Source organism: Mesorhizobium sp. M0159, from assembly GCF_040322295.1.
GTDB lineage: Bacteria > Pseudomonadota > Alphaproteobacteria > Rhizobiales > Rhizobiaceae > Mesorhizobium.
Genome location: NZ_JAMYTF010000010.1, coordinates 119,672 through 135,691 on the forward strand (window position 1 = coordinate 119,672; position 16,020 = coordinate 135,691).

Sequence of the window (16,020 nt, forward strand, 5' to 3'; positions counted from 1 at the left end):
GCACAAAGAACTTCGCGCAGATACCCTCAATCAACATCGGAACATGTGGGGGGATAGACGTCCGACAATCTGTACGGATCGCCTTTGACGACGGAATTGGCGCCAAAGAAGGCGGCGCAAGTCACTTTGAGTAACAGATTGTAACTTTTAAGCTGGCAAAAGATTATTTGAGAGAGGCTATCCTTACGGAAGCGAGCAGCCTTTCCAGCGTGCGGATCGTCGATCCGTCAGCCATGCCATCGACCAGGCGCAGCCGGAAATGCCGCTGAAATGCCTCGACCACGATTTCGGTCTGCCGGTCGAAAGTGCCGGTGATCTCGACGCCATAACCATAGAGCGCCAGCATCGACTGCAGCGCCTCTACCTCGGCGCCGGTATCGCCTGGCTTCAGCACGGCGCCGCGCCGGATCGGTGCTGCCGGCACAACATGGCCGATACCGGCAGCAAACAAGGCCTTCCATGGAAATTTCTCGCCTGGATCGACCTTTCGCCCCGGTGCCACGTCGGAATGGGCAAGCACCCGCTGCGCCGGAATGGAATGGCGCTCGACGATGCCGGCGCACAGGCCGATCACCGCGTCGATCTGCGGTTTTGGAAAGTTGCGATAGCCGAGCGTATGCCCCGGATTGACGATCTCGATGCCGATCGAACAGGAGTTGACGTCGTTCAGCCCGAACCACGAACTCCTGCCGGCATGCCAGGCGCGGTCGCTTTCCCTTACCATCTGAACAATGCGGCCGCCCTCATGGACCAGGTAGTGCGACGAGACCTCGCTTGCCGGATCGCAAAGCCATTCCTCGGCACCGGCGCCGGTTGCCATGCCGGTGTAGTGCAGCACGATCATATCGGGTCCGAGCGTCCCGCGCCGTGGTCCGAAATTCGGCGATACCCTGACCTCGGCGCTCGGCTCATCGGGCGGAAAGCCGCTCATGCGTGCCGCAGGCCTCGCTCGATCATTTCATAGGCCGCGTTGATCGCCGCCAGCCTGGTCGTCGCGATCTTGATGAATTCCTGCGGCAGGCCGCGTGCGATCAGCCGGTCCGGATGATTGTCGGAGACCAGCTTGCGGTAGCGCCTGCGGACCTCCTCGAACGGCTTGCCACGCTCGATGCCGAGCACAATATAAGGATCGGCCGCACCCAGATCGACATGCCGGGCCAGGATGCTCTGGTAATGCGCCTCATCGATGCGGAATATCTCGGCGATGCGATGCAGGAATTGGCCCTCGCGCTCATGCACCAGCCCGTCGGCCTTGGCGATGTGGAACAGCCCGTCGAGTATGTCCTCGAGCATCAGGCAGTTCGAATGGCCCGAACCGCAAAGCTGCGCCATCCGCTCGGCATAGGTCTCGAAACCGGCAATGTCGCGTTTGGCCAAATCGTAGAGCCGCGCCACATTGCGCCTCTGTTCCTTCGGCACCTCGAATATTTCCTGGAAGGCGCGCACCTCGTCTTGCGTGACGATGCCGTCTGCCTTGGCCATCTTGGCCGACAGGGCGATCATCGCCACCGAGAAGGCGACGCGCCGGCGCAGATCGGCATCGCCGGAGAAAACCGTGCGCACGGCCTCGACCACTTCGGCGACGCCTGACGACGCTGAAGATGAAACGCGTGCGACGAAGTCGCCAAGGCGGTCCCAAATCGACATGGGGGCTTCATAGGGCCAACCACCCATCGCTATCAAGCCAAGACAGTGCCGCAGGGGCTGGCCCAATCGATTTGCCTGAGGCGGCTGGCGCCAGCGCTCACGTCGTCGCACTCGGCCGCCAGGCGCTGGTCTCGTAAGCAGCAGAAAGGCCGGCCTGTGAGGCCAGCCTTTCCTTGGTTGTCACATTGACTACTGAGCCGGAGCAGCCGGCGCAGGCGCCGGAGCCGGAGCCGGCTCGGCAGGCTTGTTTGCGTCAGGAGCAGCCGGCTTCATCGTCTGGTCGGATGCCGGCGGGTTGGTGCTCTGCGTCGTGGTGTTGTCGGTGCCGCTGTTGCTGCAGGCGGCAAGGCCAAGCAACGCAAGCGCCGACACCGACGCAAGAATGAGTTTCTTCATGATATCTCTCCTCTAATCACGCCTCCGTTACCGGCGGCGGTCGAGGACACAATGCGTAAGCTGCGCATGAGTTTCGTAACGTTGCATTTCTGCCTGTAACATATTCCAATCATTTGACGATTGCCGGTCAGGGCCTCGCAAGCTAACAGATCGAACAGGGAAAAATCCCGGGAGCCACTGCCATGACCGCAAAATGGGATTTCTGGATCGACCGTGGCGGCACCTTCACCGATGTCATCGGCCGTGACCCGCAAGGCGGGCTGCATCCAAGGAAACTCCTTTCGGAAAATCCCGAAGCCTATGCCGACGCTGCCATCCAGGGCATTCGCGAGCTGCTCGGCGTCCAACCCGGCGCTCCAATCCCCTCCGCTCTGATCGGCGATGTCAAGATGGGCACCACGGTTGCCACCAATGCGCTTCTCGAGCGCAAGGGCGACCGTGTGCTGCTGCTCATCACCAAAGGCTTCCGCGATGCGCTGAGGATTGCCTATCAGGCCAGGCCCGATATCTTTGCCAAGCAGATCATCCTTCCCGAACAGCTCTATGAGCGTGTCGTCGAGATCGACGAAAGGGTTCGCGCCGACGGCAGTGTCGAGCGCCTGCTCGACATTGCTTCCGTACGCCCGGCTATTGAGCAAGCCAAGGCGGACGGCATCGATGCGGTCGCGATCGTCTTCATGCATGCCTGGAAACATCCCGATCACGAAAAGGCAGTTGCGAAGGTCTGCAGAAAACTCGGATTTTCGCAGGTCTCGGTCAGTCACGAGGTCTCGCCGCTGATCAAGCTGGTCGGCCGCGGCGACACCACCGTGGTCGACGCCTATCTGTCGCCGATCCTGGCAAGGTATGTGCAAAGGGTTGCGGCGGAACTGGGTGCCGCGCCAATCTCCCCCCTCGTGGGGGAGATGGCTGCGCAGCAGCCAGAGGGGGTCATCTCAGAAGGCACCGCCAGAGTGTCGAACCCAGTCGAGCCGACCCCACCCGGCGGCTTCGCCGCCACCCTCCCTTCAAGGGGGAAGGAAAACCCTCGCCTCATGTTCATGATGTCGTCGGGCGGCCTCACCGCCGCCGACATGTTCCAGGGCAAGGATGCGCTGTTGTCCGGCCCGGCCGGCGGTGTCGTCGGCATGGTTGAGACGGCAAAACTCGCCGGTTTCGGCAAAGTCATAGGCTTCGACATGGGCGGCACCTCCACCGATGTCGCCCATTACGATGGCGACTACGAGCGCGCCTTCGACACCGAGGTCGCCGGCGTGCGCATCCGCGCGCCGATGATGCGCATCCACACCGTCGCTGCAGGCGGCGGCTCGATACTCCATTACGAGGCCGGCCGCTTTCGCGCCGGGCCGGATTCGGCCGGCGCCAATCCCGGCCCGGCCGCCTACAGGCGCGGCGGCCCGTTGGCCGTCACTGACGCCAATGTCATGCTGGGCAAGCTGCAGCCCGAGTTCTTCCCGGCTATTTTTGGACCGGGCCAGGACGAACCGCTCGACGTCCAGACGGTTCGCGAAAAATTCGCGGCCCTTGCCGCCGAGATCGGCGACGGCCGCTCCCCGGAAACCGTCGCCGAAGGGTTCATCACCATCGCCGTCGAAAACATGGCCAATGCCATCAAGAAGATTTCCGTGCAGCGCGGCTACGATGTCACCGAATACCTCCTGAACTGCTTCGGCGGCGCCGGCGGCCAGCACGCTTGCCTGGTCGCCGATGCGCTCGGCATGGAGGCGGTGCTGATCCATCCCTTCTCAGGCCTGCTCTCGGCATACGGCATCGGCCTATCCTCTGTATTTGCGTCACGCCAGCAGGCGCTGCTGAAGCCGCTGGCGGACAATTCCGGGCCAGCGATCGATGAACTCATCGCGACGCTGCGCAAAGCCGTCATCGACGAACTCGCCGCGCAAGGCATCAGCGAAGACGCGGTCGCCTCGAGACCGGTGCTGCAGATCCGCTACGACGGCACCGATACCGCGCTGCCTGTGAACTTCGGGCACGGCTCGATTGCGCAGGCCAAGGCGGACTTCGAACTGGCGCACAAGGCGCAGTTCGGCTTTGTCTACGACGACAAGCTGATGATCGTCGAATCGATCGGCGTCGAAGGTACCGATACCGGCGGCACCGGCCGCGACGAAAGCGATTCAGTTGTTGAAGACATGGCCGCAAGTCCTTCCGGGAACCGGAAAATCTTTGTCGACGGCGTCTGGCGCGACGCCGGCATCTTCCCTGGCGAAACGCTGAAGCCTGGTAACAAGATCGCCGGCCCTGCTTTGATCATCGAGCCGAACCAGACCATTATCGTCGAGCCGGGCTGGCAGGCCGAGATCACCGCCAAGGACCACGTATTGATGCGGCGCGTCGAGAAGAAGCGCCGACAGGCCGCACTCGGCACCGAAGCCGATCCGGTGATGCTGGAGGTCTTCAACAACCTGTTCATGTCGATCGCCGAGCAGATGGGCGTAACGCTGCAAAACACCGCCTATTCCGTCAACATCAAGGAGCGGCTCGATTTCTCCTGCGCGGTTTTCGACCGGGATGGCGCGCTGGTCGCCAATGCACCGCATATGCCGGTGCATCTCGGCTCGATGGACCGCTCGGTGGAGACCATCATCCGGCTCAATTCCGGCGACATTCACCCCGGCGACGTCTTTGCGCTGAATGCGCCTTACAATGGCGGCACCCATCTGCCTGATATCACAGTGGTGACACCGGTGTTTTCCCTCCCCCTGGAGGGGAGGGTGGCCGCGAAGCGGCCGGGTGGGGTCCTCGCAGAAGGCACCACAAGTGCGTCGAGCACTGCCGCAACGACCCCCTCCGGCGGCTTCGCCGCCACCTCCCCCTCGAGGGGGGAGGAGATCCTCTTCTACGTCGCCTCGCGTGGCCATCATGCCGACATCGGCGGCACCGCGCCCGGCTCGATGACGCCGCTTGCCACAACCGTCGACGAGGAAGGCGTGCTGTTCGATAATTTCCGCATCGTCGATCGCGGCCGGTTCCGCGAGAAGGACCTGGAGACGCTGCTCACCAACCACCCCTACCCGGCGCGCAATCCGCACCAGAACATCTCCGACCTCAAGGCGCAGATCGCCGCGAACGAAAAGGGCGTCGCCGAGCTGCGCAAGATGGTCGCGCATTTCGGCCTCGATGTGGTCGAAGCCTATATGGGCCATGTCCAGGACAATGCCGCCGAAAGCGTGCGCCGCGTTCTGGAGCGGCTGCCCGACAGTTCGGAATACGAATATCCGACCGACACCGGCCAAATGATCAAGGTGAAGATATCGGTCGACCGGCGGAAGCGCGAAGCCACCGTCGACTTCACCGGAACGTCGCCCGTGATGAAGAACAATTTCAATGCGCCAGAGCCTGTCGCCCGTGCCGCGGTGCTTTATGCCTTTCGCGTCATGGTCGAAGACAACATCCCGATGAATGCCGGATGTCTGCGGCCGATCAACATCATCATTCCCGACGGCTCGATGCTGAAACCCGCCTATCCCGCGGCGGTCGTCGCCGGTAATGTCGAGACCTCGCAACACGTCACCAACGCGCTGTTCGGCGCCATGGGCGCGATGGCCAATGCGCAAGGCACGATGAACAATCTCACCTTCGGCAACAAGCAGTATCAGTATTACGAGACGATCTGCTCGGGCTCGCCGGCCGGCCGGATGAACGACGGCCGCGGTTTTGCCGGCACCTCCGGCGTCCACACCCATATGACCAATTCGCGCCTGACCGATCCGGAAGTGCTGGAACTGCGTTTCCCGGTATTGCTCGAGGATTTTCATATCCGCGAAGGCTCCGGCGGCGAAGGCAAATGGAATGCCGGCGACGGCACCAGGCGCACCATCCGCTTCCTCGAAAAAATGGAATGCGCGATCCTGTCCTCGCATCGCAACCGCCCGCCGCGGGGACTGGACGGAGGCGGGGATGGCGAGGCCGGTTCGACCAAGGTCCGCCGCAAGACCGGCGCGATCGAGACGCTGAAAGCCTGCGATCAGACCATCCTCGACGCTGGCGAGGCGGTCATCGTGACGACGCCGACCCCAGGTGGATTTGGCAAGGCCTGAACTCGCGTCAACAGGCTGTCACTGGCCTGTCATCACCCTGCGCTACCCGCTTGCGGCAAAGCAAACGGGGAATCGCCTTGCCATGACGGACATTTCTGGGGACCTGGTTTTTCGCCGCGGCAAGGAAGTCGGCAAGGCCGTCTACCAGAACCGCCCGCTGTCGAAAGCCGGCATCTCCGAGCGCCTGTTCGCCTTCCTGTTCTCCGGCCTCGTCTATCCGCAGATCTGGGAAGACCCCGAAATCGACATGGACGCGATGCAGCTCGGGACGGGCCACCGCATCGTCACCATTGCCTCCGGCGGCTGTAACATCCTTGCCTATCTCACCCGCTCGCCGGAAAGGATCGATGCCGTCGACCTCAACGCTGCCCATATCGCGCTGAACCGCATGAAGCTCGAAGCCGTCCGTCACCTGCCGTCGCAGGGCGACCTGTTCCGTTTCTTCGGCGCGGCTGAGACCGGGCACAATTCACAGGCCTACGATCGCTTCATCGCACCGCATCTCGACCCGGTCAGCCGCCATTATTGGGAGCGCCGCAACTGGCGCGGCCGTCGCCGCATCGCCGTCTTCGACCGCAATTTCTACCAGACCGGCCTGCTTGGCCTGTTCATTGCGATCGGCCATCGCACCGCAAAATTCTTCGGCGTCGACCCGGCCGGAATCATGGACGCCAAGACCATCGCCGATCAGCGCCGCTTCTTCGACGAAGAGCTGGCGCCGGTCTTCGAAAAACCGCTGCTGAAATGGGCGACCTCGCGAAAGGCTTCGCTGTTCGGCCTCGGCATTCCGCCGGCCCAGTACGATTCGCTGATCACCTCGGGTGACGGCACCATGGCCAGCGTGCTGAAGGCACGACTGGAAAAGCTCGCCTGCGATTTTCCGCTGAAGACCAATTATTTCGCCTGGCAGGCTTTCGCCCGCCGCTACCCTGATCCGGGCGAGGCCGCCCTGCCCGCCTATCTCGAAAAGCGCAACTACAAGACGATCCGCAACAATGTCGATCGCGTTGCCATCCACCACGCCAATCTGATCGAGTTCCTTGCCCGCAAGGATGCCGGCTCGGTGGATCGCTTCGTGCTGCTCGATGCACAGGACTGGATGACCGACGACCAGCTCAACGAGTTGTGGGCCGAGATCACCCGAACCGCCTCCACCGGCGCCCGCGTCATCTTCCGCACCGCAGCGGAACCCAGCCTGCTGCCCGGCCGCGTCTCGAATTCGCTGCTCGATCAGTGGCGCTACGAGAACGACGCCTCGCGCGAGTTTTCGGCGCGCGACCGCTCGGCCATCTATGGCGGCTTCCATCTCTATGTGAAGCGGTCCGCATGAGCACGACCGACTTGCCGGCCAGCCATGCCGAACTGATGGACGGCGTCTACCGCTGGCAGCGTCATATCTACGACCTGACCCGCAAATATTATTTGCTGGGCCGCGACCGGCTTATCGCCGGACTGGATGTGCCGGCCGGCGGCACCGTGCTCGAGCTCGGCTGCGGCACCGGCCGCAACATCATCCTCGCCGCCCGCCGCTATCCCGGCGCGCGCTTCTTCGGCCTCGATATTTCGGCCGAGATGCTGGAGACGGCCACTGCCGCCCTCGCGCGCGAAGGCCTCTCCGGCCGCGTCACGCTGGCGCGCGGCGACGCCACGGATTTCGACGCGAAAGCACTGTTCGGCGTCAAAAGTTTCGACCGCATTTTTGTCTCGTATTCGCTGTCGATGATTCCCGGCTGGGAGAAGACAGTGTTCGCGGCTCTTGCTGCCCTGTCACCGGGCGGCTCGCTGCACGTCGTCGATTTCGGCCAGCAGGAGGCCCTGCCCGGCTGGTTCCGCACGCTGCTGCGCGGCTGGTTGAGAAAATTCCATGTCCAGCCGCGTGAAGCCCTGCGCGACGTTCTGGAATCGGAATCTGCGAGAGTTGGTGCAAGCCTTCGATTCAGAACACTTTATCGCGGCTACAGCTGGCTCGCCGTGATCAAGATCGCCATCTAATATCAATTTTGGCGTGGAAGGTTTTGGGGCTCCAATCCTAAATGGGGGCCGTGGCTGAAATCAGTTAATTTGGCTAAATCACACATTGCCATGTGACCCAAGGAGTGGTACATTATCTCCTCGCCGGAAGCATGGGATGATCATCGGATTTAGAGATGGATGGCTGCGGGCTTTCTTCGTGGACGACACCCACTCCCGCAATATTCCGTCCGATCTCGAAAGCCGCTTGTTCCGCAAGCTCCAGATGATTGACGACGCGGCGATCGATCAGGATTTGCGTGTGCCGCCCAGCAACCATTTCGAGAAGTTGCGCGGCAATCTCGAAGGTTTCCATTCGATCCGTGTCAACAAACAATGGCGGCTGGTCTTCCGCTGGGACGGGGGCCGGGGCGAGGCGTCGGACATCTATCTCGACGACCACAGTTATATATAAGTGAGGTGAGACATGTTGATGACCGCACGCAAGCCGGCAACGGTTGGCGAAATTCTTACGGAAGAATTCATGCAACCACTCGGCCTGACACAGGCGGCTTTGGCCGAAGCTATGAGCGTCCAGCGCAAGCATGTGAACGAATTGTGCAACGGCCGCCGCAACGTGACGGCGGCTACCGCGCTCATTCTGGCGCGGGTGTTTGGCAACAGCCCGGATTTCTGGTTGAACGTCCAGCGCCGTAATGATCTTTGGACGGTTATGAACTCACCCGACGAGCGGGCGCGTGTTGATCGCGCCAAGCCTTTGGCGACAGCCGCATAGACAAGACTGCGACCGCCGCATTCCTCAGTGCAGCGCCTTGATCAGCGCCGCCACCATCGCCTGCGGCCGATAGCCGAGCCTGGCCGGCGTCAGCCCGAGCCGCACCACAACCAGCTGCTCCGAGGGGATGATGGCAACCGTTTGCCCATCATGCCCCTCCATCCAATAGGTGTCCTTGGGCAGGCCGGCGGCAGTGCCGGCGCCGGGGTTTTCTTCGTCGCCCGGTCCTTCTATCCATAATTGCCCCTTGCCGTAGACTTTCGAAGCAGTTGCCGGTTCCCGCATCCAGTCGACGAAGCCGGCGGGCAGGATCTCCTGGCCGTTCCAGACGCCGCCCTGCAGCAGGAACTGGCCGAAGCGCGCCCAGTCGCATGCCGTGGCATAGAGATAGGACGAGCCGACGAAGGTGCCGTGCTCGTCGGCCTCAAGCACAGCGCTCTGCATGCCGAGCGGATCGAACAGCGCGGTCCTCGGCCACGCCAGTGCCTTGTCCTTGTCGCCGATTGCGTCCTGCCACAGCCTGGACAGCATCACCGCCGTGCCGCTCGAATAGGAAAACACCTTGCCGATCTCGCCGGTCAGCGGCTTGGATCCGGCAAAGCCGGCCATGTCCGGTTCGAGGTAGAGCATGCGCGTCACATCGGCGACGTCGCCGTAATCCTCGTTGAATTCCAGCCCGCTCGACATCGCCATCATGTCGGCGAGGCTGATCACGGCACGGCCATCTGCTTGCCAGGGTCCGAACAGCCGCTGGTTGGTCATCGCCAGCTTGCCGTCCTTCACCAGCGTGCCGACGATCGCCGCATTCACCGTCTTGGTCATCGACCAGCCCAGTAGCGGCGTCTTTTCGGAAAAGCCGTCGCCATAGCGCTCTGCGACGATGCGGCCGTTCTTGACCACCACGACCGCCCGCATGCCGGCGCCGGTCGACGCTGGATCGTCGAGGACTTTCGCGACCTCGGGATCCTGCGAGGCATCGGCCTTGTCGCCCTCCGGCCAGATCAGATCGGGCAGCGGCGCCGCCGCTGGCGCGGCTCCCGCGATAGCCTTGGCGGCGGCAATATCGCCGTCGGGAACCGAGGCGCAGCCGAGCCCGTCGCGCGCAACCGCGACACTTTTGCCGAGCACACCGAACAGGCCGGCCGAAACCGTTCCCTTCTCCTTGTCGACCGACACTCTCATCAGCTTCAGCAGCGGATGACCCGGCGCCTGCACATCGACGGCAAGCACATCGTCGGCGTCTCGCCCGGCGATGAAGACGTTCGAACAGACGATCTTGGCCGCATAGCCGGAACCGACGCGGATCAGTTCCGGCGGCGCAAAATACAGCCAGCCGGCGAGTACAGCGGCGGCCAGCACAGCCAAGCCGAGCAGCCATTTGACGAACTTCAAAAGGATCTGCATTTTGAGTTCCCCCGGGCGCGCTCGATCTATGTCATCGATTTGCCGCCATTGTTTCGGCAAAATCGCGGCTCTTGTCGAGCGCCGTCAACCGAATATCAACCATGATCGGCGATCACAGGTGAATGTCGCCCAGAAGTGCGCAGCGGTTTTGGGACAACGACATGCATAGACAAAAGAGCTAAGCGCGTCGAAGCGACGCGCTTAGGACAGACCGGGCGATCCTGTGGGGTGACCGTCCGGCGGGGCTTGAATGCATGCGTCCCAAAACTGCATAACGGTTTGGGAATGCATGAAACGAAGATCCAGGCGCGTCGCGTAAGTCGGTTTCAGACACGCTGCGCCCGGTCGAGGGGGCACCCGCGGAAAGACCCATCAGCGGCCGGCTGAAACCGGCTCGGGAAGTAGCGATGCGCCGTTTCGCGGTCCTCATCACGCTGATGCTGCTTGGCGCCTGCTCGACGGTCGAGGATCTGACGCCATCGCTGTCGTCGTCCAGCGCCCCGACGGTTGCGGTACGCGCGCCGCGTTTTGCCGATTCCGACCCGCATGAATGGGATAGCGGCGCACCGTGGAGCTATGCCGTCCACGGTACCGACGTCTCCAAATACCAGACATCGATCAACTGGCCGGCGGCCAGGGCCAGCGGCATCTCCTTCGCCTTTATCAAGGCAACCGAAGGCGGAGACCGTTTCGATGAAGCTTTCAACGAGCATTGGAGCCGCACCAGGGCCTCGGGCATCCCCCGTGCCGCCTATCATTTTTTCTACTTTTGCACGCCGGCCGCTACCCAGGCGCGCTGGTTCATCCAGAACGTGCCCAAAGACGGTTCGGCGATGCCGCCGGTTCTCGACATGGAATGGAACCCGAAATCGCCGACCTGCAAGCTGCGGCCAGATGCCGCCACGGTACGCAGCGAGATGAGCACATTCCTCGAAATCGTCGAAAAACACTACGGCAAGAAGCCGATCATCTACACGTCGGTCGACTTCTTCGAAGATAATGGTTTATCGGGCTTCCGCGGCTACCCCTACTGGCTGCGCTCCGTCGCCGGGCACCCGCACCAGAAATACGGCAGCCATCCCTTCACCTTCTGGCAGTATACCGGAACGGGTGTCGTGCCGGGCATGGCCGGAAACGCCGACATCAGCGTCTTCAACGGCTCCGAAGCCGCGTGGAAGAAGTGGTTGCGGCAGAACACCCGTTGACACCAGGCCTGCCGCCTGCTTTTCGACACAGCCAATGACGGATGCCCGCAACCGCTGGTAATCTTCTCGGAAGGATGGCGATGCGATCGCGCTTTGGACTTCTCGCGGCGCTGCTCCTGAGCGCCGTGCCGGCCGCGGCACAGCAATGCGGCGGCGATTTCGAGGCATGGAAGCAGGGCGTGGCGGCGGAGGCCAGGGCGGCCGGCGTCGGCGCTGCCGGCCTTTCTGCGCTGGAAAACGCCACCCTCGATGAAAAGGCGCTGGCACGCGACCGTGCCCAGGGGGTCTTCACCCAGACCTTCATCGAATTCTCGAACCGCATGATCTCGTCCCATCGGCTGAAGCAAGGTGCGGCCAATCTGCAAAAATATGCCGAGGTCTTTGTCCGCGCCGATCGCGAATACGGCGTGCAGGCGCCGGTCATCGCCGCTTTCTGGGCCCTGGAAACCGATTTTGGCGCCGTGCAGGGCGATTTTCATACGCTGAACGCGCTGGTGAGCCTCTCGCATGACTGCCGCCGCCCGCAGCTGTTCCGGCCGCAGATCGTCCCGCTGCTGATGTTGATCGATCGCGGCGTGGTGCCGGCCGACGTGACCGGTGCCTGGGCCGGCGAGATCGGCCAGACGCAGATGTTGCCTTCCGACTATCTCGGCCACGGCGTCGACGGCGACGGCGATGGCTTGGTCGACCTGCGCGGCAGCGCGCCTGATGTGATCATGAGCACGGCCAGCAAGATCCAGTCGCGCGACTGGAAGCGCGACCAGCCCTGGATCGAGGAAGTCCGTGTGCCCGACGATTTGCCGTGGGAGCAGACGGGGCGCACCAACAAGCTGCCGTTGACGCAGTGGGCGCAGTGGGGCGTTACCAGGCCCGACGGTACGCCGCTTCTCGACAACGGCCTGAAGGCCGGCCTGGCGCTGCCCATGGGTCGCAAGGGGCCAGCCTTCCTGACCTACGACAATTTCGACGTCTATCTCGAGTGGAACCAGTCCTTCACCTATGCCCTGACCGCGGCAAATCTTGCCGCCCGGCTGGGGGGCGCGCCGCGATTCGATCCGCGCAACCCCGAACCCGGCCTCAACGGCGACCAGATGAAGGTGCTGCAGACCAAGCTCGAGGCGAAAGGCTATGACGTCGGCACCGTCGACGGCATATTGGGCACCAACACCCGCGAAGCGATCCGCAAGGAGCAGAAGCGGCTGGGCCTGCCGGTCGACGGCTGGCCGACGCCGGAGCTGCTCGACAGGCTGTGAGGGTGGTGAATGGTGAATGGTGAATGGTGAATGGTGAATGGTGAATGGTGAATGGTGAAAAGGAATAGCACCGGAGCCGCACTGAGCACCAGAGGTTACTACTATTCACTATTCACTATTCACTATTCACTATTCACTATTCACATCACCGCCTGGCAAGCAGGAAATCGATGAACGCTCGCAACGGCGCCGGAACCTGGCGGGAACTCGCGTGATATAGATAAAAACCCGGAAATCTCGGCGACCAGGCGTCGAGAAAGCGGATGAGCTTTCCCGCTTCGATCCATGGCCGGACCTGATATTCCAGCATGTACGCCACGCCGACCCCATCCAGAACCGCCCCGATCATCAGTTCCGTATCGTTGATCGTCAGGCCGCCGCTGACGGCCACTTCCAAAGCACGTTGGCCTCGGGCGAACTCCCACCGGTAGATGTTGCCGCCGCTGGGCCACTGGAAATTGATGCACTGGTGGTGATGCAGGTCCGCGGGGTGACGCGGTATCGGGTGATGCTCCAGATAGCTCGGCGCCGCCACTGCGGCCATCTCGAGTTCCTCGCTGAGTTTCACCGCCACCATGTCCTTGTGCAGCCGCTCACCCAATCTGATTCCGGCATCGAAGCGGCCCTCGACGATGTCGGTGAGCATGTCGTCGACAATGATTGTGAGGGCGATATCGGGATAGGCGCGGCGGAAATCGCCGAGGATCGGCGCGATGAAACGCGTGGCGGCAATGCGCGGAACATTGATGCGCAGCGAGCCTGCCGGCCGGCCGCGTGATGCATGCGCGTCGGCGACGGCCCCTTCCAGTTCGCTGAACGCCGGTGCGATGCGGGCAAACAGCTTCTCGCCCTCAGCCGTCGGCGACATGCTGCGCGTGGTGCGGTTGAGCAGGCGGACACCGAGACGCTCTTCCAGCCCGCGTATCGTCTGGCTGAGTGCTGGAGGCGAAATCCTGAGCTTGGCCGCGGCGCGGACGAAGCTGCCCTCTTCGATGATTGCTGCAAATGCCGTGAGTTCGGAAAACTCGGTTCCGCGCATTATGTACCCCAGGCTTAACAAGTCAGTAAGATAATAGGCTATTCTCTGAGCAATACCATGCCCATAGCTTTCCCTGGAACGCCGCTCGATCGAGGCGGCCGTAATCAGACGGAAGGAACAGCCATGCATCGTCCACTCGAAGGCAAAACCGCACTTGTGACCGGCAGCTCGCGCGGCATCGGACGCGCCATCGCCGAGGGGCTCGCGGCCAAGGGTGCTGCCGTGGTCGTCAACTATGTCGGCAACGAGAAGGCCGCCAGGGAAGTGGTTGCCTCTATTGAAGGGAATGGCGGAAAAGCCGTTGCCATCCAGGCGGATGTCTCCAGCATTCCCGACATTCGCAAGTTGTTCGACGAAACCGAAAGGCAGATGGGGCCGATTGACATCGTCGTCGCCAATGTCGGCGTCGCCGTCATAAAGCCGCTCGTCGAGGCCACCGAAGCGGATTTCGATCATGTCTTCGGCGCCAATGCCAAGGGCACCTTCTTCACGCTTCAGGAAGCGGCGCGCCGCGTTCGCGACGGTGGCCGCATCATTGCCGTCTCCACCGGCGGAACCAGGATGTTCTTCACGCAGACGGCGCTTTATCTCGGCAGCAAGGGCGCCGTCGAGCAGTTCGTCCGCGTCCTCTCGCGCGAACTCGGCCCGCGCTCCGTTACCGTGAATGCGCTTTCACCAGGCTTCACCGACACCGACCTGCTCCCCGAACGGGACCGCGCCGTGGCCGCCGGCATGTCGCCCTTCGGCCGGATCGGAGCACCGCACGACGTCGCCGATGTCGCGGTTTTCCTGGCTTCCGACGAAGCTCGCTGGCTGACCGGCGAGAATATCCAGGCCGGCGGCGGAGTAGCCTGACTGAATGGTGAATGGTGAATGGTGAATGGTGAATGGTGACAATTCACCGAAGCGGACGGAACGCAAGAACTACTTCTATTCACTATTCACTATTCACTATTCACTATTTTACTTATTCACCATTCACTAATCCGCCATCGTCTCCAGGCTGGCAAACCCCTGCGGCGCATCGCCTTCGTCGAATGGCGTCGCCACCTCGACGAAAGTGTCGGGATAGAAGCCGTTGAACCGTGTTCGGAGCGACAGCGAATAGGCGCCGATATGGCCGATCTCGATCCAATCGCCGGTATCGACGGTTTCGGGCAGCCAGAACGGCCGCGACAATATATCGACGGAATCGCAAGTCGCGCCACAGACCTTGAACGGCACGATGGTCTTGTCCTCGCCATTGCGCGAGCGGATCGCCGGATCGGGGATGAAGCGTGCCGGCAGCGTGATCTTGCCGGTCCATGAATCCGACAGCGACGCCCAGATGCCGTCATTGATGTAGAGCCTTTTGCCCTTGCGCAGCAGCACGCGCACGATCAGCGACAGGCAGCGCGCCACGATCACCCGGCCCGGCTCGGCCACCAGCGGCATCTGGTCGAACTGATACTCCTGGAGGTCGCCCGACAGCCGCGACATGATCTGGCCGAGCGACGGCATTTCCGGCTTGCGGCTGTTCGGATCATGACCGTATTCGGCGGGAAAGCCGCCGCCGACATCGAGCCCGGCAATGTCGAAACCGACGCGGTTGCGCACCCAGTCGGCGGAGGCCAGCGCCCGCTCATAGGTGTCGGGATCCTCGATCTGGCTGCCGACGTGAAAGCACAGCCCGACCTTGTAGCCCGTCCGGTTCAGCCGTTCGGCCAGTTCGACCGCATTGGCCGGTCCGGCGCCGAACTTCTTCGACAGTTCGTAGGCCGCCGAGCCTTTCGTCTGGATGCGCACGAACACGGTGATGGCGCCCGGATCGATGTCGAGCGCCCGCACCACCCTGGTCAGCTTGGTGACCTCGTCCTCATGGTCGAGCGAAATGACGCGGATGGCGTATTTTTCCAGCGCCAGCCTGATGTCCGACTGCGCCTTCACCGGGTGCATGTAGAGCATCTCGGCGTCCGGCGAGACGGCGCGCACGGCGGCGAATTCGCCGGGCGAGGCCACATCGAAGGCACCGACGCCGGCCTCGACCAGGGCGTTGAGCACGATCCGCTCGCCATTGGTCTTGACCGCATAGGCGGTCTTGCCGGGAAACATGCCCATGAACTGTTTGGCGTCCGCCTTCAGCACCTGCGGGCGGAAGCAATAGATCGGATCGTCCGGGCGAAGCGCCAGCGCTGCCTCGCGGGCATTTTCGAATCGCTGCATGGACGAATCCCTTGACTGAGGCTGCGCACAATTAATCCAAGCTAGCGGCTAATGAAAACAATTCTATGTC

General features: G+C 62.4%; 14 protein-coding genes. 8 read left to right on the forward strand and 6 right to left on the reverse strand.

Going from position 1 to position 16,020, the window contains the following annotated elements; all coding sequences use genetic code 11:
- Positions 1 to 163 precede the first annotated feature (163 nt).
- From NKJ32_RS13500 to NKJ32_RS13510, 3 genes are all read right to left on the reverse strand, one after another.
- Entirely contained in the window at positions 164 to 931 is a 768-nt protein-coding gene (locus tag NKJ32_RS13500) for an N-acetylmuramoyl-L-alanine amidase (RefSeq protein ID WP_023676778.1), read from the reverse strand.
- Positions 928 to 1,647 (reverse strand): TerB family tellurite resistance protein, encoded by a 720-nt coding sequence (locus NKJ32_RS13505; protein ID WP_352755750.1) that lies wholly within the window; start codon positions 1,645 to 1,647, stop codon positions 928 to 930. The genes NKJ32_RS13500 and NKJ32_RS13505 overlap by 4 nt, the downstream gene beginning before the upstream one ends.
- A gap of 189 nt (positions 1,648 to 1,836) precedes the next feature.
- Complete coding sequence (locus NKJ32_RS13510; protein WP_023676780.1) at positions 1,837 to 2,043, reverse strand: hypothetical protein; 207 nt, start codon at positions 2,041 to 2,043, stop codon at positions 1,837 to 1,839.
- A gap of 182 nt (positions 2,044 to 2,225) precedes the next feature.
- On the opposite strand from NKJ32_RS13510, the gene NKJ32_RS13515 reads away from it, so the two are divergent.
- The 5 genes from NKJ32_RS13515 to NKJ32_RS13535 all read left to right on the forward strand — a co-directional run bounded on the left by NKJ32_RS13515 (position 2,226) and on the right by NKJ32_RS13535 (position 8,847).
- Positions 2,226 to 6,101: a hydantoinase B/oxoprolinase family protein gene (locus tag NKJ32_RS13515; RefSeq protein ID WP_352755748.1), complete on the forward strand. Its 3,876-nt coding sequence runs from the start codon at positions 2,226 to 2,228 to the stop codon at positions 6,099 to 6,101.
- A gap of 82 nt (positions 6,102 to 6,183) precedes the next feature.
- Positions 6,184 to 7,431, forward strand: a complete 1,248-nt coding sequence (locus tag NKJ32_RS13520) for a BtaA family protein (RefSeq protein WP_023676782.1) — start codon at positions 6,184 to 6,186, stop codon at positions 7,429 to 7,431.
- Positions 7,428 to 8,093, forward strand: coding sequence for a class I SAM-dependent methyltransferase (locus tag NKJ32_RS13525; protein ID WP_352638507.1), 666 nt, complete (start codon positions 7,428 to 7,430; stop codon positions 8,091 to 8,093). The genes NKJ32_RS13520 and NKJ32_RS13525 overlap by 4 nt, the downstream gene beginning before the upstream one ends.
- Before the next feature lie 136 nt (positions 8,094 to 8,229).
- The gene (locus NKJ32_RS13530; protein ID WP_352456184.1) at positions 8,230 to 8,526 is read left to right on the forward strand and encodes a type II toxin-antitoxin system RelE/ParE family toxin; all 297 of its coding nucleotides are present in this window, start codon (positions 8,230 to 8,232) and stop codon (positions 8,524 to 8,526) included.
- Positions 8,527 to 8,538: 12 nt separating this feature from the next.
- The gene (locus NKJ32_RS13535; protein ID WP_352453138.1) at positions 8,539 to 8,847 is read left to right on the forward strand and encodes a HigA family addiction module antitoxin; all 309 of its coding nucleotides are present in this window, start codon (positions 8,539 to 8,541) and stop codon (positions 8,845 to 8,847) included.
- A gap of 24 nt (positions 8,848 to 8,871) precedes the next feature.
- Here NKJ32_RS13535 and NKJ32_RS13540 read toward each other — a convergent pair whose 3' ends face one another.
- Positions 8,872 to 10,251 (reverse strand): serine hydrolase domain-containing protein, encoded by a 1,380-nt coding sequence (locus tag NKJ32_RS13540; protein WP_352638505.1) that lies wholly within the window; start codon positions 10,249 to 10,251, stop codon positions 8,872 to 8,874.
- Positions 10,252 to 10,658: 407 nt separating this feature from the next.
- On the opposite strand from NKJ32_RS13540, the gene NKJ32_RS13545 reads away from it, so the two are divergent.
- Together NKJ32_RS13545 and NKJ32_RS13550 are read left to right on the forward strand one after the other, a co-directional pair.
- Entirely contained in the window at positions 10,659 to 11,456 is a 798-nt protein-coding gene (locus tag NKJ32_RS13545) for a glycoside hydrolase family 25 protein (protein ID WP_352638503.1), read from the forward strand.
- 80 nt (positions 11,457 to 11,536) lie between these two features.
- The gene (locus tag NKJ32_RS13550; RefSeq protein WP_352638501.1) at positions 11,537 to 12,709 is read left to right on the forward strand and encodes a lytic murein transglycosylase; all 1,173 of its coding nucleotides are present in this window, start codon (positions 11,537 to 11,539) and stop codon (positions 12,707 to 12,709) included.
- Positions 12,710 to 12,854: 145 nt separating this feature from the next.
- Here the strand turns inward: NKJ32_RS13550 and NKJ32_RS13555 are convergent, their stop codons facing one another.
- Positions 12,855 to 13,748 (reverse strand): LysR family transcriptional regulator, encoded by an 894-nt coding sequence (locus NKJ32_RS13555; RefSeq protein WP_352589424.1) that lies wholly within the window; start codon positions 13,746 to 13,748, stop codon positions 12,855 to 12,857.
- Positions 13,749 to 13,871: 123 nt separating this feature from the next.
- Here NKJ32_RS13555 and NKJ32_RS13560 point away from each other — a divergent pair, with 123 nt between their 5' ends.
- Positions 13,872 to 14,603, forward strand: a complete 732-nt coding sequence (locus tag NKJ32_RS13560) for an SDR family oxidoreductase (protein WP_352638500.1) — start codon at positions 13,872 to 13,874, stop codon at positions 14,601 to 14,603.
- A gap of 126 nt (positions 14,604 to 14,729) precedes the next feature.
- Here the strand turns inward: NKJ32_RS13560 and NKJ32_RS13565 are convergent, their stop codons facing one another.
- Positions 14,730 to 15,950, reverse strand: coding sequence for an alanine racemase (locus NKJ32_RS13565; protein WP_352456188.1), 1,221 nt, complete (start codon positions 15,948 to 15,950; stop codon positions 14,730 to 14,732).
- Positions 15,951 to 16,020 lie beyond the last annotated feature (70 nt).